Annotated in this window: 18 protein-coding genes; 5 read left to right on the plus strand and 13 right to left on the minus strand. The window is 62.7% G+C overall.

Annotated elements, in window-relative coordinates:
* On the plus strand, positions 1 to 152 hold a 152-nt coding region (locus WA157_RS10700), incomplete at its 5' end, for a FixG Ig-like domain-containing protein (protein WP_422620141.1).
* On the opposite strand, the gene WA157_RS10705 is transcribed toward WA157_RS10700, so the two are convergent.
* Positions 149 to 514 carry a carboxymuconolactone decarboxylase family protein gene (locus WA157_RS10705; protein WP_422620940.1) on the minus strand — a complete coding sequence of 122 codons (366 nt, stop codon included), beginning with the start codon at positions 512 to 514 and terminating at the stop codon, positions 149 to 151. The two genes, WA157_RS10700 and WA157_RS10705, sit on opposite strands and share 4 nt — an antisense overlap.
* A gap of 56 nt (positions 515 to 570) precedes the next feature.
* Here WA157_RS10705 and WA157_RS10710 point away from each other — a divergent pair, with 56 nt between their 5' ends.
* A complete protein-coding gene (locus WA157_RS10710) occupies positions 571 to 1,041 on the plus strand; it encodes a PaaI family thioesterase (protein ID WP_422620941.1) in 471 nt (156 codons plus the stop codon).
* Here WA157_RS10710 and WA157_RS10715 read toward each other — a convergent pair.
* The 6 genes from WA157_RS10715 to WA157_RS10740 all read right to left on the minus strand — a co-directional run bounded on the left by WA157_RS10715 (position 1,005) and on the right by WA157_RS10740 (position 8,684).
* On the minus strand, positions 1,005 to 3,527 hold the full coding sequence (locus tag WA157_RS10715; RefSeq protein ID WP_422620942.1) for a diguanylate cyclase domain-containing protein: 2,523 nt from the start codon (positions 3,525 to 3,527) through the stop codon (positions 1,005 to 1,007). The two genes, WA157_RS10710 and WA157_RS10715, sit on opposite strands and share 37 nt — an antisense overlap.
* A 97-nt stretch (positions 3,528 to 3,624) precedes the next feature.
* Positions 3,625 to 4,359 carry an ABC transporter ATP-binding protein gene (locus WA157_RS10720; RefSeq protein WP_422620943.1) on the minus strand — a complete coding sequence of 245 codons (735 nt, stop codon included), beginning with the start codon at positions 4,357 to 4,359 and terminating at the stop codon, positions 3,625 to 3,627.
* On the minus strand, positions 4,356 to 5,549 hold the full coding sequence (locus WA157_RS10725) for an ABC transporter permease (RefSeq protein WP_422620944.1): 1,194 nt from the start codon (positions 5,547 to 5,549) through the stop codon (positions 4,356 to 4,358). The genes WA157_RS10720 and WA157_RS10725 overlap by 4 nt, the downstream gene beginning before the upstream one ends.
* Positions 5,546 to 6,742: an efflux RND transporter periplasmic adaptor subunit gene (locus tag WA157_RS10730; protein WP_422620945.1), complete on the minus strand. Its 1,197-nt coding sequence runs from the start codon at positions 6,740 to 6,742 to the stop codon at positions 5,546 to 5,548. The genes WA157_RS10725 and WA157_RS10730 overlap by 4 nt, the downstream gene beginning before the upstream one ends.
* A 16-nt stretch (positions 6,743 to 6,758) precedes the next feature.
* The gene (locus tag WA157_RS10735; RefSeq protein ID WP_422620946.1) at positions 6,759 to 7,469 is read right to left on the minus strand and encodes a TetR/AcrR family transcriptional regulator; all 711 of its coding nucleotides are present in this window, start codon (positions 7,467 to 7,469) and stop codon (positions 6,759 to 6,761) included.
* A 291-nt stretch (positions 7,470 to 7,760) separates the two neighbouring features.
* Positions 7,761 to 8,684: a DMT family transporter gene (locus WA157_RS10740; RefSeq protein ID WP_422620947.1), complete on the minus strand. Its 924-nt coding sequence runs from the start codon at positions 8,682 to 8,684 to the stop codon at positions 7,761 to 7,763.
* Positions 8,685 to 8,741: 57 nt separating this feature from the next.
* On the opposite strand from WA157_RS10740, the gene WA157_RS10745 reads away from it, so the two are divergent.
* Positions 8,742 to 9,653 carry a LysR family transcriptional regulator gene (locus tag WA157_RS10745; protein ID WP_422620948.1) on the plus strand — a complete coding sequence of 304 codons (912 nt, stop codon included), beginning with the start codon at positions 8,742 to 8,744 and terminating at the stop codon, positions 9,651 to 9,653.
* Positions 9,654 to 9,730: 77 nt separating this feature from the next.
* Here WA157_RS10745 and WA157_RS10750 read toward each other — a convergent pair whose 3' ends face one another.
* The 4 genes from WA157_RS10750 to WA157_RS10765 all read right to left on the minus strand — a co-directional run bounded on the left by WA157_RS10750 (position 9,731) and on the right by WA157_RS10765 (position 15,011).
* Positions 9,731 to 11,824 carry a molybdopterin-containing oxidoreductase family protein gene (locus WA157_RS10750; RefSeq protein WP_422620949.1) on the minus strand — a complete coding sequence of 698 codons (2,094 nt, stop codon included), beginning with the start codon at positions 11,822 to 11,824 and terminating at the stop codon, positions 9,731 to 9,733.
* Between the two features lie 72 nt (positions 11,825 to 11,896).
* Positions 11,897 to 12,904, minus strand: a complete 1,008-nt coding sequence (locus WA157_RS10755) for a lysylphosphatidylglycerol synthase domain-containing protein (protein ID WP_422620950.1) — start codon at positions 12,902 to 12,904, stop codon at positions 11,897 to 11,899.
* Positions 12,901 to 14,151 (minus strand): cardiolipin synthase ClsB, encoded by a 1,251-nt coding sequence (clsB, locus tag WA157_RS10760; protein ID WP_422620951.1) that lies wholly within the window; start codon positions 14,149 to 14,151, stop codon positions 12,901 to 12,903. The genes WA157_RS10755 and clsB overlap by 4 nt, the downstream gene beginning before the upstream one ends.
* Positions 14,148 to 15,011 carry an endonuclease/exonuclease/phosphatase family protein gene (locus WA157_RS10765; protein WP_422620952.1) on the minus strand — a complete coding sequence of 288 codons (864 nt, stop codon included), beginning with the start codon at positions 15,009 to 15,011 and terminating at the stop codon, positions 14,148 to 14,150. Before WA157_RS10765 ends, clsB begins: the two co-directional genes overlap by 4 nt.
* Before the next feature lie 169 nt (positions 15,012 to 15,180).
* Here WA157_RS10765 and WA157_RS10770 point away from each other — a divergent pair, with 169 nt between their 5' ends.
* Entirely contained in the window at positions 15,181 to 16,374 is a 1,194-nt protein-coding gene (locus WA157_RS10770; RefSeq protein ID WP_422620953.1) for a M20 aminoacylase family protein, read from the plus strand.
* A gap of 64 nt (positions 16,375 to 16,438) precedes the next feature.
* Here WA157_RS10770 and WA157_RS10775 read toward each other — a convergent pair whose 3' ends face one another.
* Entirely contained in the window at positions 16,439 to 17,206 is a 768-nt protein-coding gene (locus WA157_RS10775) for a type III pantothenate kinase (protein ID WP_422620954.1), read from the minus strand.
* A 13-nt stretch (positions 17,207 to 17,219) separates the two neighbouring features.
* Positions 17,220 to 17,702 carry a rhodanese-like domain-containing protein gene (locus WA157_RS10780; RefSeq protein WP_422620955.1) on the minus strand — a complete coding sequence of 161 codons (483 nt, stop codon included), beginning with the start codon at positions 17,700 to 17,702 and terminating at the stop codon, positions 17,220 to 17,222.
* A gap of 194 nt (positions 17,703 to 17,896) precedes the next feature.
* Between WA157_RS10780 and WA157_RS10785 the strand changes: the two genes are divergently transcribed.
* Positions 17,897 to 19,366, plus strand: a 1,470-nt coding sequence (locus WA157_RS10785) for a cobalamin-dependent protein (RefSeq protein WP_422620956.1), incomplete at its 3' end; no start/stop codon positions are given.

A 19,366-nucleotide genomic window follows, 5' to 3' on the forward strand; every position in this document is an offset into this window, starting at 1 on the left:
TGCCGGCAACGCAGGCGCGCTCGCTGGTGGTGCGGGCCCAGTTGCCGCCCGAAGTGGCGCCGCCCGGCTCACATCCGATCAAATTCGAAATCGAATCGATTGACATGCATGTCCATGATGCAGAGAAATCTGTGTTTTTGGTGCCGAATTAGGGCTGGCTGATGCTTGCTGCAGGGGCCATGCTCTCCCAGGCCTTGAGCGCTTCTGCGGCATGCATCAGCGCCGGGCCACCGCCCATGTACACGCAGACACTGAGCATTTCTTCCAGCTCGGCCCGGGTGCAGTTGAGCTTGTGCAAGGCCTTGACATGAAAGCCGATGCAGCCAGAACACCGTTGCGTCACGCCAATGGCCAGGGCCATCAGTTCCTTGTTTTTGGCGCTGATGACACCCTCGGCCATGGCGGCCCGTGCCAAATGGCCAAAGCCCTGCATGACCTCGGACTGCGTCTTGCGAAACGGTGCCAGGCCTTCATTGATATCCTGAATCAGGCCAGCATGGTCAAAAGTGCTCATCATCATTCCTTAAAATATCAGTTGTTAATTATATATTTAGCGAGACCAGCAAGACCATGAAAGCATTTCAAGACTATTACCCTGAAAACCTGGCGCACTGCTATGGATGCGGCTCCAAAAATGTCCATGGGCACCGCATCAAAACCTTTTGGGACGGTGAAGAGACTGTGACCCATTTCACGCCGGAGCCGTTTCACACCGCCATTCCCGGTTTTACCTATGGCGGGCTGCTGGCCTCGCTGATTGACTGCCACAGCACCGGCACCGCGGCGGCGGCCATGTACCGGCAGGAAGGCCGTGAGATGGACACGCTGCCGGCGTTCCGCTTTGTGACGGGCTCGCTGCATGTGGACTATCTCAAGCCCACGCCGATTGCCCAGACCCTGGAAATTCGAGGCCGGGTGAAAGAAATCAAGGGCCGCAAAGTGGTGATTGAAACCACGGTGTACGCCGCTGGCGTGGCCACCGCGCGCGGCGAAGTGGTGGCGATTCAGATGCCGGAAAACTTTGGTGCAGCCAGCGTCTGAACGCTTGGGGCGGCAAACAGGGGGAAAAAAGCGCGGTCTGCGTGCAACATGTGGTCCGCAACCAGCTCGGTCACCAGGAATTTGACCAGTTCACCCTCGGTGGCATCCCCTGAGTCTGCCGCCAGCGCTGAAAGATGCAGCGCGTGTGCCCGCGCCAGCAGAGCCTGATGCTGGCGCGCATGGTCCGCCATGCCGGCAAAGCCGTGCGCCAACAAAATAGCTTCTTCATGCGCAAAGTGTTCCACCACGTGCGCCAGCAGCGCCTCAAACGCGGCCTCGAATGCGGCCGGCTGTTGCCGGCGCAATGGTGCCTCGTCCAGCAGTGCGTTGGCCAGCCGGAACAGCGTTTCATGCTCCTGATCAAGCTCCGGGTTGCCGCTGGCAAAAGCGGCTTTCCAGCGCAGGTGAACATGGGATTTTTGCGCCGGGTCGCTGGCCTCGGGGGCGGGCGCTGGCAATGCCTTCACGCACAGCTGCACGGCATTGCATCCGCTCTTTTTTGCCCGGTACATGGCCTCATCTCCCAGACGCAGCAAGTCTTTTTCGGTCTCGCCATGGTCCGGGTACAAAGCCACCCCGATGCTCGACGACATGCTCAGCACCAGACCCTGGGTGGTCACAAAGTCCTGCGCCAGCGCAGTGCGGATTTTTTCGGCCACCGCCAGTGCCGCGTCGCTGGCTTGCAGGTCAGGCAGCAGCACCACAAACTCGTCACCGCCCAGGCGCGCGGCGGTATCCGACTCGCGCAGACACGCCTGAATGCGCTGTGCCACGGCATGCAGTACCCAGTCTCCGACCTCGTGCCCGAGCGCGTCGTTGATCGGCTTGAACTTGTCCAGGTCGATAAACAACAGCGCCAGGCGAGTTTTGGCCCGACGTGCGTGCACCAGCTGTTGCGTCAGTCGCTCCAGCGCCAGGCGCCGGTTGGGCAAATGGGTGAGGGGGTCATAAAAAGCCAGATCACGCACCTGCTTTTCCATCTGGATGCGCTCAGAAATATCTTCAAGTGACACCACCGCGCCTTGCAGGGCCTCGCCTTGCAGTGGGGTCACGCTCATGCTGAACCAGCGCTGTTGCTGTGGAGAATGGCACGGATATTCGAGGTAGAAACGCGCCGAGCGACCGTCCAGCACGGCCCGAATGCCGTCTTGCGCCGACAGCGTGCCGCTTGCGGCAGGATCAGCCTCCACGCTTTGACAGGCTGCGATGTAATTGGCACCCACCTCGGCGCTGCTTGCGCTCTGCCCGAACTCGGCTGCACACGCTTGTGAACAACGCCGCCAGGCATCGTTGACCGCCAAAATAACGCCGTCGTGGCTGAGCACGGCAATTTCGGCGGTCACTGAATTGAGCACCGCTTGTTTGAAGATCTCACTGTCCTGCAACACTTTTTGCTGTTGCGCCAAGGTGTCGAGCAGCCGGTTAAAGCCACCCACCAATTGGCCGATTTCGTCTTGTCGAACCACAGGCAGTGCTTGTGGCGGCTGGTTTTGGCGCACAAAGCCGTCCAATGTGTTGACTGCCGCCGTCATGGGGGCGAGCTGGCGGCGCAGCATCAACCAGATGACGGTCAAGCAAAAAAGAGCCAGCACCAGTGCGGCCAGCCGGCCGCGTAGCTTGATCGCCTCAATCAGGGCAAAGGTTTCCTCGGGCGCGAGTGTGACGGAGGCGTACCAGTGGGCCAGGGGAATCTGCCGGATGCTGACCAGCACCTCAACACCATGCGGGTTGACCACCCGTGCCGTACCCTCGAAGCCCTGCACAAATCGGTCAATCCAGGGACTGATGCCAGGGGCGGGCAGCACTTCCATCAAGCGCGGTTTGTCGGACGTGGCAAAAATCAGCCTTTGGCGCGCGTCCAGCAGAAAGAAGTTGCCGGTCTTGCCATAACGGTGCGAGGCCAATTGGCTCAAAAAGTTGGCTTGATCCAGCCGGATAACACCTGCCAATGCGCCGATGACCTCGCCCTGGGGGTTGCGAATCGGCACGGCCATGGCAAACGCAGCCGCGTTTGGCTTGCTGCGAAAGTGAATGCGGCCAATGACAGCTTCGCCGTCCTTGAGAAGCGTGGCCAACTCTTGCGGATCAAGCGCGTTGGCGACAAGCCCGTCTTTCAAGAATTGCACGTCCGCCTGCAACACCCCTTGCCGGTTCCAGATCATGGCGCCGCTATTGAACAGCCCGGCCAGAAACGGCCGTTCAAGCAGAAAAGCCTGCATTGCTGCTTTGTCATCCAGCTGCGTCGGACTGACCCTTGAGGCCACTGTTTTGAGCGTGCCCAAGCGGTCTTGCAGGCCGTGGTTGACTTCAGCGGTCAGCAGGTTCAGGGCTGAACGCTGTTGTTCGCCGGTAAAACGCAGCAGTTCTTCGCGCAGCAGCCCTTTCATGTAGGAAGCCAGCGACAAGAAGCTGAGCACCACGATGAGCAGCGTCAGCAGGGTGACGCGGGTTTTGAGCGACTGCGGCTGAAAGCGCTGGAAGAACATGCAGACGAGTGTAAGTAAACGTTGCAGTGTCTCATGATATTGGATACTGCGCATGACACAGTTGGCTGTGCAATCAGCGAGATGCGCGGCACTTGCCTCACCCCAAGGTCCGCCCCTCGCCTTGCTCTTCCACCGTTTGCCCGTCGCGGATGTGGTAAATCCGCTTGAAGATGGGGATGATCTTTTCGTCGTGGGTCACCACGATGATGGCCGTGTGCGCTTGCACCGCCATCTGGTTCAGGATGCGCATCACACCCAAGGCGCGCTCGCTGTCCAGCGGTGCGGTGGGCTCGTCCGCCAGAATGACCGGCGGGCGATTCGCCAAGGCGCGGGCAATCGACACCCGCTGTTGCTCGCCGCCCGAGAGCTGGGAAGGCTCCGCTTTGGCGCGGTGCTGCACATCCAGTGCGGTGAGCAGCTCCAGTGCGCGCGCCCTTGACTGCGCGTTGGCCACCCCCGCCAGCATGGGGAGCAGCGCCACGTTGTCGGTCACGTCCAGAAACGGAATCAGGTACGGCGCCTGGAAGATAAAGCCAATGCGGTCGCGCCGCAGCGTACGCAGGTCGGCCACCTTCCAGCCATTGTCATAGATCACGTCAGCCCCGAGGGTCATGCGCCCTGACGTGGGCTCAATAATGGCGCCCAGGCATTTCAGCAGCGTGCTTTTGCCAGAACCCGATGGGCCCACCAGGCCAACGACTTCACCCGGGGCCACAGACATGTTGACGTTTTTGAGGGCTTCGACCGCGCTGTCGCCTTTGCCATAGACCTTGCGCAGGCCTTCAATGCGGATGCCACCCGGCTCGGTTTTGTGGGTTTTCATGGTGCTCATCCAATCGCCTCCGCCGGGTCCACTTTGAGCGCCACGCGGATCGCCAGCGTACTGGCCAGCGCGCATATCACCAGCGTGGCCGCCAGGCCGATGAGGGCGTCTTGCGGCATCAGCAGCACAAATTTCGGGAACACCGGCGCCCACACCGTGGCCGACACCTTGCCCACAATGAAGCCGATCAGCCCCAGGCCCAGCGCCTGCTGCAAGATCATGCTGGCAATGGTTCGGTTGCGCGTGCCTATCAGCTTGAGCACCGCAATTTCGCGGATTTTTCCCAGCGTCATGGTGTAAATGATGAAGGCCACAATGGCAGCACTCACGACCGCCAGAATGGCCAGAAACATGCCAATTTGTTTGGCTGAAGTGGCAATCAGCTTGGCCACCAGAATCTCTTCCATGCCCGCGCGGGTGTACACCTGCACATGCTTCCAACGGGTGAGCGATTGAGCTACCTCGTCGGCCTGCCAACCGGGCTGCAGCTGGACCAACACCGCATTGACGTTGTGGCTGCTGGTCTGCAGACCTTGCACCGCTTCCAGCAAGCCGGGCACGCCAGGGCGATTGAAGGCCGGGTTGGTCGCCGTGCGGGTGCGGTCATTGACGATCGTGTCGTTGTCCTTCAAAAACTGCGCCTCTTGCGCGTCTTTCAAAGGGATGAACACCATCGGGTCGCCGCCGGACGACACCATGCGCTGCGTCAGGCCCACGACGCGGTAGTTGTGGCGGCGCACCTGCAATTCTTCGCCCAGTTTGAAGCCGGTTTTGATATCGACCACGGCCTCATAGTGATCGCGGGTGAGTTGGCGGCCAGCCACCAGGTAGCCCGGTTCGCCGGGCTGGCCCGGCTCAATGCCGACCACCATCACGCGCACTTCGTCGCCACTGGCTTTTTGCACCTGCTGGGTCAGGTAAGTGACGTTGGACGCGTGGCCCACACCGGGCATGCCGCGCACGCTGCGCACCACGTCGTCTTTCAGGCTGGAGGCCTCGGCATAGGGGCCTTGGGTGTCTTTTTGCACCACCCACAGGTCCGCGCCGCTGTTGGTCAGGAGTGCCTGCGCATCGTTCACCATGCCACGGTACACACCGCCCATTGTCAGCGTCACGCCAATCAGCAGCCCCAGCCCCAAGCCCGTCAGGGCAAACTTGCCCCAGCCGTGCAGAATGTCGCGACCTGCCAGGCTGATCATGGCTTGCCTGTTGTTTGGGTCAAGGCCTCCACCACCTTCACACGGGCACCGGCCTTGAGGGCTTTTTCGCTGTAGACCACCACGCGGTCACCTTGGCTCAGTCCTTTGAGCACCTGCACCTGACCGTCCAGGCTGCGGGCACCGAGTTCTACCGGGGTAAATTCCGGCGTGTCGCCATTGAGCCGCCAGACACCGGTCTGTCCGTTTTGACGCTGTACGCTGGCGTTGGGCAGCAGCAGGGCGGGGGCGGTGGCGGGCAGTTGCAGGGTCACTTCTGCCATTTCACCCACCGAGATACCTGGGCGCGGTTCGGTAAAAGCCACTTGCGCGATACGCTCTTCAGTCACGCTGTCAGCCAGCAACTCAATGCGCGCGACCTGGCCGGGCAAGGTGGTTTGCGGTTGTGAGCGCAGCACAATGCCGCCCTGCAACCCGGGCGCCAAGCCGGCAGAGCGGCCCTGGTCCACCCGCAATTTCACCCACAGGCTGCTCGGGTCGATCAGACGCAAGACCGGTTGGCCCGCCACCACGGTGCTGCCGGCCTCGGCATCGCGGGTGGTGACCACGCTGTCGGCCGGGGCCAGCAGGCGCACATTGCTGCGTTGCTGCGCCAGACCGGCGCGTTCGGCCTTCAGGCGGCTCATGTCTTGGCCGCTACCCGCCAAATTGGCCGATGCCGCCTGCACGGCGGCATCGGCCGAGGCCTGCTCTTGCAAGCGGGCATCGAGTGCGCCGGGACTGATGAAGTTTTGCCGCGCCAGGTCCTGATTGCGCTGGGTGTTGGCGGCTGCCAAGGCACGCCGCGCGGCGGCATCTTTCAATTGCGCTTGTGCCGCCGTCTGTGCGCTGCCGGCCCGTGCCAGTGAGGCATCGAGCGCGCTCAGGCGCTGTTCCAGGTCAATCGGGTCCATTTCGGCCAGCAGTTGCCCGGCCTTGACCACATCACCCACGTCTACTTTGACGTTCAATACCCGGCCCGCCACGGTGGGGCCGACCATCCAGCTGCGGCGCGCCTCGACCGTGCCGATGCCAAAAATGGCGGGGCTCAACGTGCCCTCATGGGCTTGCGTGACCGTGATCTTGATGGGGGCCAGCGGCCCGGTGCGCAGCGACACAAAGGCGATCGCGCTAACCAGAGCCAAGGCAAGCGCGCCCAGGGCGAGGCGGCGCAGCAACAGGGGATTGGGTGTCATGGGGGTTCTTTCTGAATCAAAGGGGCGCTTGTGCCAGCAGGCCGCGCTGGAAGATGGCAAACACGCCAGGGGCTTGTGTGGCCATGGCGGGCACATCACCAGAGATCATTGCTTGCATCACCAGCCCCTGCACCGAGCCGATGAACAGAACGGCCGCAGCCCGTAAATCGATATCTGGCGCCATCGCTTGTTGTGTTTGGACTTGCTGCAAGAGTTGCATGAGCAACCGCCGGTACTGCAGCAGCAGATCCCGCACGCGCGCTTTTAGGGCGGTGTCGTGTGGCTGTTGCAACTCCTGAAAAATCACGCGCGGCACGCCGGGGTGCGTCACCACAAAATCCACGTGGGCCATGAAGACAGCCTGCAGGGCGGTCAGTGCCGAGCGGTTTGAGCCTGGGCTTGGTGAAACCAGGGCAGACTGGGCTGATTCGGGTCCGCTGGGCGAGATTTTGATTTCGGCGGATTCCGCTGCCTGGGCCCCTTGGGCGGCCGCTTGCAGGCGGCTCATCAGCGTTTGAGTGACCCAGTCCAGCACCGCCAGCCATATTGCTTCTTTGCTGGCAAAGTGCCGAAACACGGCGCCTTGGGTGATGCCGACCGCCTGCGCCAGGTCGCCCGTCGTGATGTCCGCCGGGCTGCGCTGCGCCGCCAGCCGCAACGCGGCTTCAACCAGGCTGGCCTGACGCACCTCGGTGCGCTGCTTGGAAGGTTTGTCGATGACTTGCATGGAGGCGAAAGTAATTAATCAATTACTTATTGTAAAACCATGCGTCAATGGATGGCGTGAAGCTTGGGTAAAGTTGTGTAGCTCCGACGAAAGTTTGTTTGAGAGAAAACTACCTGTAGCCCACGTGTTACATGCATAAGTTGCTACTGAAAATATAGCAAAATCAGCTCTGTTTTCAGACTCGCTGGTCGCGTCTGCGCCAACCGGCCAGCGTGTTTTGCATGTCATCAAATACGCGGTTTGAGCGCATGGGGGCGGCTGAATGGACGGCCAGGCGGCGTTGTAGGGGTCTTAACTGCGCCGCAACGTGGTCCACAGCGCCGCCAGCACAATCAGCCCGCCGCCCAGCCAAGCCGTGGCGCTGAGACTCTCGCCCAGCCAGAGCACAGCAAACAAGGCGCCAAAGGCGGGCTCGGTGCTGGTCAGCAGGGCAACCCGGCTGGGCGCGCTGTGTCTGAGGGCCCAGTTTTGGGCAAAGAAGGCAAACACCGTGCAGCCCAGCACCAGGTACAGCGTGGCCTGCCAGAAGGCAAGCTGGGTCGGCAGCGGGGACAAATCACCGGGCATCAGCAGGGCCAGCAGCAGGCTGCCGATGCCAATCACGCCGGCCTGCACGGCCGTGAGTGCCAGTGCCGATGCACTGCTGTGGCGGGTGAGTTGGCTGGTCTGGCACACCGTGATGGCGCGCAGCACCGCCGCGGCCAGCATCAGGCCGTCGCCCCAACTCAAGCGGCCAGCGATGCCGCCGCTCAGCAACGCCGCCCCCAGCAGTGAGATGGCCGCAAACACAAACATGGCCTGCGCCGGGCGCCGGCCCAGCAGCCACCACTCAGCAAACGGCGTCAGCACCACGCACAGGCTGATCAAAAAAGCGGCGTTACTGGCCTGGGTATGGGCGACACCAAATGTTTCACACAAAAAAATGCCCAGCATCAGCGCGCCCAGCGGCAGGCCAGTGCGCAGGGCGTCGCGCCTTTGAACGGCGGGTGCGCGCAGCAGTGCCGGCAGCAGCAGGACGAAGGTCAGCATAAAACGCACCGCCAGAAAGCCCAGCACCGGGTAAAAAGCCAGAGCCCCTTTGGCGACGCCGTAGCTGGTACCCCAGACCATGGCCACCAGCAGCAGCGTGAAGTCGGACAGGCGCAGCAGGTGTTTGGGTTGGGGCAGGGTCAAGGTGGTCATGGCAGATATGGGAAAGCAGAAACGAGTGGCCATGATAGATTTGGTTCCTTTTGGTGATAATCCAGTCATGAAGAACATCACCTGTGCGTCATGAGCATCAATAGCCCGCTTGAAAACCTGCCTGACATGGTGGTATTTGCCCGTGTGGTGGATGCCGGCAGTTTCTCCGGCGCGGCCCGTCAGTTGGGTTTGACCCCGTCAGCCGTGAGCCGCCAGGTGGCGCGGCTGGAGGGGGTATTGCGGGTGCGGCTGCTGGAGCGCACCACCCGCAAGCTGCGCCTGACGGAGGCGGGCAGTGCCGCGTTTACGCGCTGCCAGGCCTTGGTGGCGGCCGCGCGCGAGGTGATGGCCCTGAGCGACAGCCAAAGCGCGACGCCGCGCGGGCTGGTACGTGTGAGCATGCCCAAAGCCTTTGGCAGGCAGGTGGTGCACCCGCTGATGCCTGCGTTCCTGGCACGCTACCCCGAGGTGGATGTGCAACTCATCATCACCGACCGCACGGTGGATCTGTTTGAGGAGTCCGTTGACCTGGCCATTCGCATCACCGATGCACCACCACCGGGTTTGGCCGGCCGACCTCTGACAACGATTCGCCACCTGGTTTGCGCCAGCTCGCAGTACCTGGCAGCGCATGGCACGCCAGCGCACCCGCGTGATCTGGTGCAACACAGTTGCCTTTACCTGGGCGAGGACGAGCGCGACCGCCACTGGCGTTTTCAAAGAGGGGCTGAAGAAGCCACGGTGCGGGTCAGCGGGCGTTATGTGGCCAACCACAGCGAGGTGCGCCTGGACGGTGCGCGGCAGCATCTGGGTATTGCCAGCCTGCCTGAATTTACCGCCCGCGAGGCCCTGGCCAAGGCGGACTTGGTGACGGTTCTGGATGACTGGGAGCACAAGACCGATTACGCCGGCACGGCCTGGCTGCTGTACCCGCCGAATCGCTTTCTGGCGGCCAAGCTGCGCGTGTGGATCGATTTTCTGGTGGCCGCACTGGGGTCCTGAGTTTTTCTATAAAAAGTGCTTATAGCCCAATGAATACGGGCGTAGATAGCTATATTATTTATAGCAACAGGCGGTGTTCATGAAGCCTGATCCGCCATCACCTGCACCAGGCAGTCATAAAACGTGGGGCCGCCGCCCAGGTCGGTCAGGTTTTGACTGGTGAGCTGATTCACATTGGTGCCGCTCAGGCCCAGTTTGCGCCACCACACGCCCAGGCCGTTGACCACCCCGGGGCGCGCGCGCCGTGAGATTTCTGCCTTGCAGCGGTACTCGCCACGGGCGTTGAAGACCCGCACGACGTCGCCGCTCTGGATGCCACGCGCCGCCGCATCGCTGGCATGCATTTCCAGCAGCGGTTCGCGCTCCGTGTCTTGCAGGCTCCGCACATTGACGAACGTGGAGTTCAGAAAATTGCGCGCGGGTGGCGAGATCATGGCCAGCGGATACAGCGGCGACGACGCAAACGCTTCGTAGTTGGGCACATGGTCGGGCAGGCCGTCCAGCCCCTGCGCCGCCAGCCGGGCGCTGAAAAACTCGCATTTGCCGGAGGGCGTGGGGAACTTGCCCTGGGCAAATGGTGCCTCGGGTGTTTTCAGCGTGGCAAAGCCGTGATGGAGCAACTCGTCAAAATCAACGGCGTCGCCATAGGCCATGCGGCACAGCGCCATGTCATCGTCGGCAAAGCAGGGCTCGGTGAAACCCAGGTGTGCGGCCAGCTCGCGAAAAATTTGCGTGTTGGGTTTGGCCTCGCCCAGCGGCGCAATGGCCGGGCGATTGAGCAGCGCATCGGTGTGGCCGTAGCTCGAATGCACATCCCAATGCTCCAGCTGTGTGGTGGCGGGCAGGATGTAGTCGGCATAGTCGGCGGTGTCGGTCTGGAAGTGCTCCAGCACCACGGTGAAGAGGTCTTCCCGCGCGAAGCCCTGCACCACCCTGGCTGACTCGGGGGCGACCGCCACCGGGTTGCTGTTGTAGACGATCAGCGTCTCAATCGCCGGGCCGAAAGCCGCGCTGGCCGGGCGCAGCAGATCGTCGCCGATGGTGCTCATGTTGAAGGTGCGCGGGGTTGTGCCGGCCAGCAGGTCGGGCCGCTGCAGTGCTGCTTTTTTCACCGGAAACATGCTCGAACTGGAGAGCAGCGCACCGCCGGCGCGGTGGCGCCAGGCGCCAATCAAGGCGGGTAGAGAGGCAATCAGGCGCACGGCGTTGCCGCCGCCGTGGACGCGTTGCATCCCATAGTTGATGCGGATCCCCGCAGGTGCATGGCTTGCCACACAGGCACCGTAGTCACGGGCCAGGGCGCGGATCTGCTCGGGGTCGACGCCGCACACCAGCGCGGCCCGCTCCGGTGACCATTGCAGCGCCCGCTCACGCAGCAGGTCCCAACCCAGCGTGTAGTGCGTCAGGTAGTCGTGATCGAGCCAGTCATGTGTGATCAGTTCGTGCATCAGCGCCAGCGCCAGGGCGCCGTCGGTGCCGGGCAGCAGCGCGATGTGTTCGTGGCATTTATCCGCCGTTTCGCTCAAACGCGGGTCAATGCAGATCAGCTTGGCGCCGTTGCGCTTGGCCACCTGGGCGTAGCGCCAGAAGTGCAGGTTGCTGGCAATCGAGTTGCTGCCCCAGATCAGGATCAGTTGGGCTTCGGCAAAAAATTCGACCCGCATACCGACTTTGCCGCCCAGGGTCTGGGTCAAGCCTTCGCCCCCGGCAGCGGCGCAGATGGTGCGGTCCAGCAGGGAGGCGCCCAACTTGTGGAAGAAACGGGCCGACATGCCGTCGCCCTGGATCAGCCCCATGGTGCCGGCGTAGCTGTAGGGCAGGATGGCCTGCGCCGCCTGCGGCCCCCGGCTGGTGATGGTTTGGAGTCGGGTCGCGATGTCCTGCAACGCGTCGTCCCAACTCACGCGCTCGAACTGGCCGGCGCCCTTGGGGCCCACGCGTTTGAGTGGATGCAGGATGCGCTCCGGGTGGTAAGTGCGCTCGGTGTAGCGTGACACCTTGGTGCACAGGGCGCCGTCGGTGTGCGGATGGGCCGGGTTGCCCTGCACCTTGATGGCGATGCCGCCGGCGACGGTGGTCAGCATCGAGCAAGTGTCGGGACAGTCGTGCGGGCAGGCGCCCAATACCTGGGTCGGGGTGGCGTCTGCGAGGAGGGAGGATGTTGGATTCATGGACTTGGAATGCGGCATGCCCGTATTTTGGCGCAATACCAAACGGCATGCAGCATCAAGGTGGCCGGTGTTTTATTCCAATTCCTTGTCCGCTGCGGCGCTGACCTGACGGCGTGCGGGCGCCGATTTTTTGGCCCGTGTTTCCGCCACCAGGTACAGCACGGCCGCCAGCGTCAGCGGGGTCAGGTAGTAAATCAGGCGGTAGGCCAGCAAGGCAGCCAGCAATTCGTGCCTGGGCACCTGGTGCGACAGCAGGGCGATGAAGACCGCCTCCAGCACACCGAGCCCGGCCGGCACGTGGGTGATCACGCCGGCCACGGCGGCGACCAGCAGCACGCTGACCACGGTGGGGAACGCGATTTTTTGCTGCAGCAGCACGAAGACGATGCCGCTCATGATCAGCCAGTTGGCCGCGCCCATGCCCAATTGCAGCGCTGCCAAGCGCAGCGAGGGCAGGTTCAGCTCGTGGCCCCAGAGCATGAAGCTGCGCTGGCGCAACACAGCGCACAGCAGCAGGTAAAGCAGCGCCAGCAGCAGCAGTACAAAACCCAGAATCTGCAGGCCGCCGCTGCCAATTTTCCAGCTCGGTGGCAGCGCCGGGGCGTGAAAGCCAAAAATGACGCCCGCCAGCAGCAGGTAGCCGATCCAGTTGGCCAGCATGCTCAGTGTCATGACGCGGGTGATCACGCCGGCGCCGAGCCCCAGCCGTGCGTAAAGCCGGTAGCGCAAGGCGACGCCGCCCACCAGCGAACCCAGGTTGAGGTTGAACACGTAGCTGATGAAGGTGACCCGCATCACGGTGCGCGCACGCAGCGTGTGGCCGGTGTAGTGGCGCCCCAACAAGTCAAATGAGCTGTACAGGGTCAGGCTGAGCAGGGCCAGCGCGGCGGCGACCAGCAGCGTGTGCACGGGATAGTTGGCCAGGGCGGCCAGCACCTCGTTCCACTCGATCGCGCGTGCCTGCGTGACCAGCAGCCAGGCCACCAGCATGAAAAAAGCCGCGCTAGCAAAGCGCTTGAGCCAGGGCCACCAGACCTTGGTGGTGATGCCTGACGGGTGCCGCGCTGGCTCACGCTTCATGACACCTGGCCTTCATTCACGTGGTCGCCGCCCGCCTGGGCCGGCGCTTGGTCGGGCAGTGTCAGGCGGGGCGTATGGACCGGCAACCAGCCAAACCAGGCCGGGTAGTGCCGCAACAGATGGAACACCAGGAAGCTGCGCAGCCTCACCCACAGACCGGTCTCGGCCACATCGCCAATCAGGATCTGCTTGCAGCTGCTTTGCATCAACTGCGTCAGGTGCTCGCCCAGAAGCTGGTTGAAGGCGGTGTCCCTGATGATGACGTTGGCCTCCAGATTCAGCGCCAGGCTCAGCGGATCCAGGTTGCTGGAGCCGACGGTCGACCATTCGTTGTCGGTCAGCGCGACCTTGCCGTGCAGCGGGCGTTCGCTGTATTCATAAATCTTCACCCCGGCGCTCAACAAGTGGTGATACAGCAGGCCGGCCGCGACTTTGACGATCGGCATGTCGGGCTCGCCCTGCAGGATCAGGCGCACATCCACGCCGCGTTGCGCGGCCTTGCGCAGTTGCTTGAGCAAGCGGTAGCCGGGAAAAAAATAGGCGTTGGCGATCAGGACCCGGTGGCGAGCCGTGCGGATGGCAATGCGGTAGTGACGTTCGATGTCGCTTTTGTGTTGGCGGTTGTCACGCGTGACCAGAAGCGCCACGGCCTTGCCTGCCGCTGGCAGCTCAGGTAACGCCGGGACGTCAGGCTCGCGCCCGAACAGCCGATCACGAAGCCTGGGCGGCTCACCCTGGCCAATGAGCAACTGGCTGCGGGCAAAGTGCTGGATCTGGCTGACCAGCGGCCCCTCAATTTCAATTGCATAGTCCTGCTTGGCGGTCGGACCGAAGTCAACCAGGTGGTCGTCGGAGTAGTTGATGCCGCCGACAAAGGCGCGATTACCGTCGACCACGACGATCTTGCGGTGCATGCGCCGGAACAGGTTGGTGCGGTAGCCCCACAGCCTGGGGCTGGGGTCAAACACGTGGACCCGCACGCCGGCCTGTGTCAGGGCCGAGATGAAGGCGGGTGACAGGTCGGGCGAGCCGTAACCGTCAATGGTGATATCGATCTGCACGCCACGCCGCGCCGCGCTCAGCAGCGCCGCCTGCAGGGCCAGACCGACCTTGTCTTCAAACAGGATGAAGGTCTCCAGCAGGACCTCGTGCTCGGCTGCCGCAATGCACTCAAACACGCGCGGGAAATAGGCGTCGCCATTGATCAGCAAGGTCACCCGGTTGCCGCTGACCCACCGACTTTTCATAATTCGATCGTTGCCGCCAGCGGCGCGTGGTCCGACAAGTGGGACCAGGGCCTGATTGGCAGCACCAGCGGCGCGTGGCCAATGGCGTTGCGCACATAAATGCGGTCCAGCGCCAGCACCGGCAAGCGCGCCGGAAAAGTGCGGGCAGCCTTGCCATAGGCCTGCACAAACACCTCATGCAGATTGGCGCCCTGCGCCAGCACCGCGTGGGCGCGGCGGCGCCAGTCGTTGAAGTCGCCGGCCACGATCACCGGGGCGCTCGCCGGTATGTGCTGGTGCACCAGGTCGCACAACATGTGCAACTGCAGGAGGCGATGCGACTCGGCCAGACCGAGGTGCACGCAAATGGCGTGGACCTGCGTGTCAAGGCCTGGCACCTGCAGCACACAGTGCAATAGTCCACGCCGTTCGGGCCCGATGATGGACACGTCGTGGTTCTCGAAACTGACGATGTCGAACTTCGACAACACGGCATTGCCATGGTGGCCGCCCGGGTAGACGGCATTGCGGCCGTAGGCAAACTGCGGCCAGATGCTGTCGGCCAGGAACTCGTAGTGGGGGTTGGTCGGGTAGTCGGCGACCCGGCGCTCGTGACGGGCGTGGGACCCGGTTACCTCCTGCAGGAACACAACATCGGCGCCCACGGTACGAACCGCTTCGCGCAACTCATGGAGGATGAATTTGCGGTTGAAGAAGGTGAATCCCTTGTGGATGTTGACCGTCAGCACCTTGATGGAAAAACTCAGCGCCGCTTCGGCGATAGCCTCCTGGGTAGCAGCCCGCGCATCAGTCTCATCGAGGGGGGGCGCTGCAACGGTGGATGCTTCACTGACTTTGATAAGGGATTCGGGCGAAGACATAAGGCGGCAAGAAAAGGAAAAAACTCAATGTTGCACCCTCAGACGCAAGCCGACTGTAGGACGACAGGCTAATTTTGCTCTTTTGCCACGATTTGTGAAGCGTGAGCACCGGGCGATGCCATGAGCGCGACGGTCGGCTTGGCGATAGACTGCTGCAAAAGGAGGTGCCATGAAACTTATCGATTCCATCGTGACCCAGGCGGCCGGCATGGCCGCCGTTCGGCGCGAAATCCACGCCCACCCCGAGCTGTGTTTCAAGGAAGTTCGTACCGCCGATCTGGTGGCGCAAAAGCTCACGCAGTGGGGTATTCCGATCCACCGTGGCTTGGGGCAAACCGGCGTGGTCGGCATCGTCAAAAGCGGCACATCAAGCCGCGCCATTGGTTTGCGCGCTGACATGGACGCGTTGCCGATGCAGGAACTCAACACCTTTGCCCACGTCAGCACGCAGCCCGGCCAGATGCACGCCTGCGGCCATGACGGGCACACCGCCATGCTGCTGGCAGCGGCGCAGCACCTCGCCGTCAATCGCCATTTTGACGGCACGGTTTATTTGATTTTCCAGCCGGCAGAAGAAGGTGGTGGCGGCGCGCGCGAGATGATCAAGGACGGTTTGTTTGAGCGGTTCCCGATGGACGCGGTGTTTGGCATGCACAACTGGCCGGGCGCCGAGGTGGGCCAGTTTGCGGTGAGTCCGGGTGCTGTGATGGCGTCCAGCAACGAGTTCAAGATCACGCTGCGCGGCAAGGGCGGGCATGGCGCCATGCCGCACAACGCGATCGACCCGGTGCCCGTGGCCTGCCAATTGGTGCAGGCCTTTCAAACCATCATCAGCCGCAACATCAAGCCGATTGACGCGGGGGTGATTTCCGTCACCATGATCCACGCCGGTGAGGCCACCAACGTCATCGCCAACACCTGCGAGCTGCAGGGCACGGTGCGCACGTTCTCGCTGGACGTGCTGGACCTGATCGAGCAGCGCATGAAGCAAATCACCGACCATCTCTGCGCCGCCTTTGCCATGACGTGCGATTTTGAATTCAAGCGCAACTACCCGCCCACCGTCAACAGCGCCGCGGAGGCCGAGTTTGCGCGCCGGGTCATGGCCGGCATCGTCGGCGCAGACAAGGTGACGGCGCAGGAGCCGACCATGGGTGCGGAAGATTTTTCTTTCATGCTGCAAGCCAAACCGGGTTGCTACGCCTTCATCGCCAATGGTGATGGCACACACCGCGACATGGGCCATGGCGGCGGCCCGTGCATGCTGCACAACGCCAGTTACGACTTCAACGATGAACTGATCCCGCTGGGTGCCACCTACTGGGTGCGGCTGGTGCAGGCGTGGCTCAAAACCGATGCCTGAGGCGCCTTGTTTGCTATGTGATTAATAGCTGTACACGCTTATTACACGGGGGCTACAGCCTGATTTAATCAATAAACCGGCGCGATGCCATTTCCAGCAGGCCGTCAAATATCAGGTTGTCCACCAGCTCAAACTGCACCGACATGCTGGGCGCCATCTTCCAGCCGGCGCCGCCCGCCATGATGCACTTGGGCTCGGTGCCGCAATGGTCCCGCAGGTGCTGCACCATGCAATTCACGGCGCCGGCTATGGCAAAGGTGCCGCCACTGGTGAGTGCGTCGCTGGTGTTGGTGGGAAACTCGCGCACCTCGCCGGTGGGTACATGCAGCCCGGCCGTGCCCGATTCGAGGGCGCGCAGCATGATGCCGTGGCCGGGCAAAATCAAACCACCCAAAAATCTTCCGCTGGCGTCAATCGCATCCACCGTGACGGCGGTGCCGACCATGACCACCACCAGGGGGCGCGCCGGACCGGTGCTGAACGCGTGGTGCCAGGCCCCGATCATGGCCACCCATCGGTCGGCGCCCAGACGGGCCGGGTAGTCGTAGCCGTTGGTCAAGCCCGCTTCGCCCGCGCTGGCCACGACCCATTGCGGCGCGACCTCCCAGAGTTCCATTTGAGCCTCGACGCGGCGTCGCACCGCATCCCCGGCCACGATGCAACCCAGCATGTGCGTCGGCGGCGTCAGCGTCGCCCAGGCGCCATCGGCCAGTTTGTCAATGTTGTCAAGAAACTCGGCGCCTTGCGCCAGCAGGGGCGCATCGCGGTGGGGCTTGGTGTACAGCGCCCACTTCAGGCGCGTGTTGCCAACGTCGATGGCCAGAAATGTCATGGCGCGATTATCGTCAACCCTGGCGCCAGGGCAGACCGTGAAAGCGCCAACCCCCGCTGTGACCGCGTTGCCCCTGCGCATCCGGGTCGCCTTCAAAGCCTTCGAGGACGTTGTAGGCCTGCAGCCCGAGTTCGGTGGCGCGCTGCGCCGTTGCCACCGAGCGTATGCCACTGCGGCACAGCATGACGACTTTTTTGCCCGCTGGCACCGCGGCCAGCAATTGCGCGTCAAAGTTGGGGTTCAGGGTCATGCCCGGCCATTGCTTCCAGGTCAGCGCCAGCGCGCCCGGTACAAAACCAACCCAGGCCCGTTCGGCGTCGCTGCGCACATCGACCAGCACCGCGTCGCCGGACTGCCACCATTGGCAGGCGAGTTGGGGTGAAATGTCACCGGCATAGCCCTGGGCCGGGTGAACCTGCGCCACGGCGGGGTCAGCGTTTGCCGGGGCGGGTATGCGGGGGCTCGGGGCGGGCTTGCCGGTCGGGGTGGATGTCATGGTTCGGTCGCCGCAGAAGTGGAGGGTTTAAAACAAGCGTTGACAAAGCAGAATGCGGACTCTAATGGATTTTTGAAGTCCGATGTTGTGGAAAACCGCTAAGATTGACGTTTACGTAAACGTCAAGTCAGCGAATGCTGGCCTGATCGTCGCCCGACCCCAGAATTTCACCGCAACCTCATGGAGATAAGCACATGACCGACCTGTCTGCCGATTTCAAGGCGCTGGCCCAATACCGCCCCACCCACAAGGTGCGCTTCGTGACCGCTGCCAGCCTGTTCGACGGCCATGATGCGGCCATCAACATCATGCGCCGCATCCTGCAAAGCATGGGTGCCGAGGTGATTCACCTCGGGCACAACCGCAGCGTCGAAGAGGTGGTGACCGCCGCCCTGCAGGAAGATGCGCAGGGTATTGCCATCAGCTCCTACCAGGGCGGGCATGTCGAGTACTTCAAATACATGGTGGACCTGCTCAAAGCCCGCGGCGGCGCGCACATTCAGGTCTTTGGCGGTGGCGGCGGCGTCATCGTGCCGCCGGAAATCCGGGAATTGCAGGCCTATGGCGTGACGCGCATTTACAGCCCGGAAGACGGCCAACGCATGGGCCTGGCCGGCATGATTGGCGAGATGGTGATGCGCTGCGACCAGGACCTCACGGGCCTGGCGCCCAAGACCATCGACGCCATTCAAGGCCATTCCGAGATGAGCTGGCGCGCCCTGGCGCAGCTCATCACGGCGCTGGAAAACGAAAGCGCCGCGGGTCAGGCCAAAGGCAAACTTTCAAAGCCATTAATGGCGCTAGCCCAGGAAATACGGGCGCAAGCTGCTACAAAAAAGATACCCGTTTTGGGCATTACCGGTACTGGCGGTGCGGGCAAGTCGTCGCTCACCGACGAGCTGATTCGTCGTCTGCGGCTCGATCAGAACGACAGCCTGCGCGTGGCCATGATCAGCATCGACCCGTCACGGCGCAAGAGCGGCGGTGCGCTGCTGGGTGACCGCATCCGTATGAATGCGATTGGTCCGTGGAAATCCTCCGTTCGCCCTGAGCCTGCCGAAGGGTTGGCATCGGCTTCGACAGGCTCAGCCCGAACGGATACAGGTCAGCGAGTGTTCATGCGCAGCCTGGCCACACGTGACTTTGGCTCGGAAATCAGTGCGGCGCTGCCCGATGTGATTGCCGCTTGCAAGGTGGCGGGCTTTGACTTGATCGTGGTCGAGACCTCGGGCATCGGCCAGGGCGACGCGGCGATCGTGCCGCATGTGGATGTGCCCTTGTATGTGATGACGCCCGAGTTTGGCGCCGCCAGTCAGCTGGAAAAAATCGACATGCTCGACTTCGCCGAGTTTGTCGCCATCAACAAGTTCGACCGCAAGGGCGCGCTCGATGCCTTGCGCGATGTCGCCAAGCAGGTGCAGCGCAACAAGGAGGCTTTCGGTACGCCGCTGGAGCAGATGCCGGTGTTTGGCACCATGGCGGCGCGCTTCAACGACGACGGCGTCACCGCGCTGTACCAGGCGCTCAGAGCGCGCCTGGGTGAACTCGGCCTGCCACTGGGCGAGTCGCATCTGCCGCCGGTGGCGGTGCGCCACAGCACCACCCAGACCCCGGTGCTGCCGGCCGCGCGCACCCGCGACCTGGCAGAAATCAGCGACACCGTG

This window comes from Rhodoferax ferrireducens (genome assembly GCF_049302455.1).
In the GTDB taxonomy this organism is placed as follows: domain Bacteria; phylum Pseudomonadota; class Gammaproteobacteria; order Burkholderiales; family Burkholderiaceae_C; genus Rhodoferax; species Rhodoferax ferrireducens_B.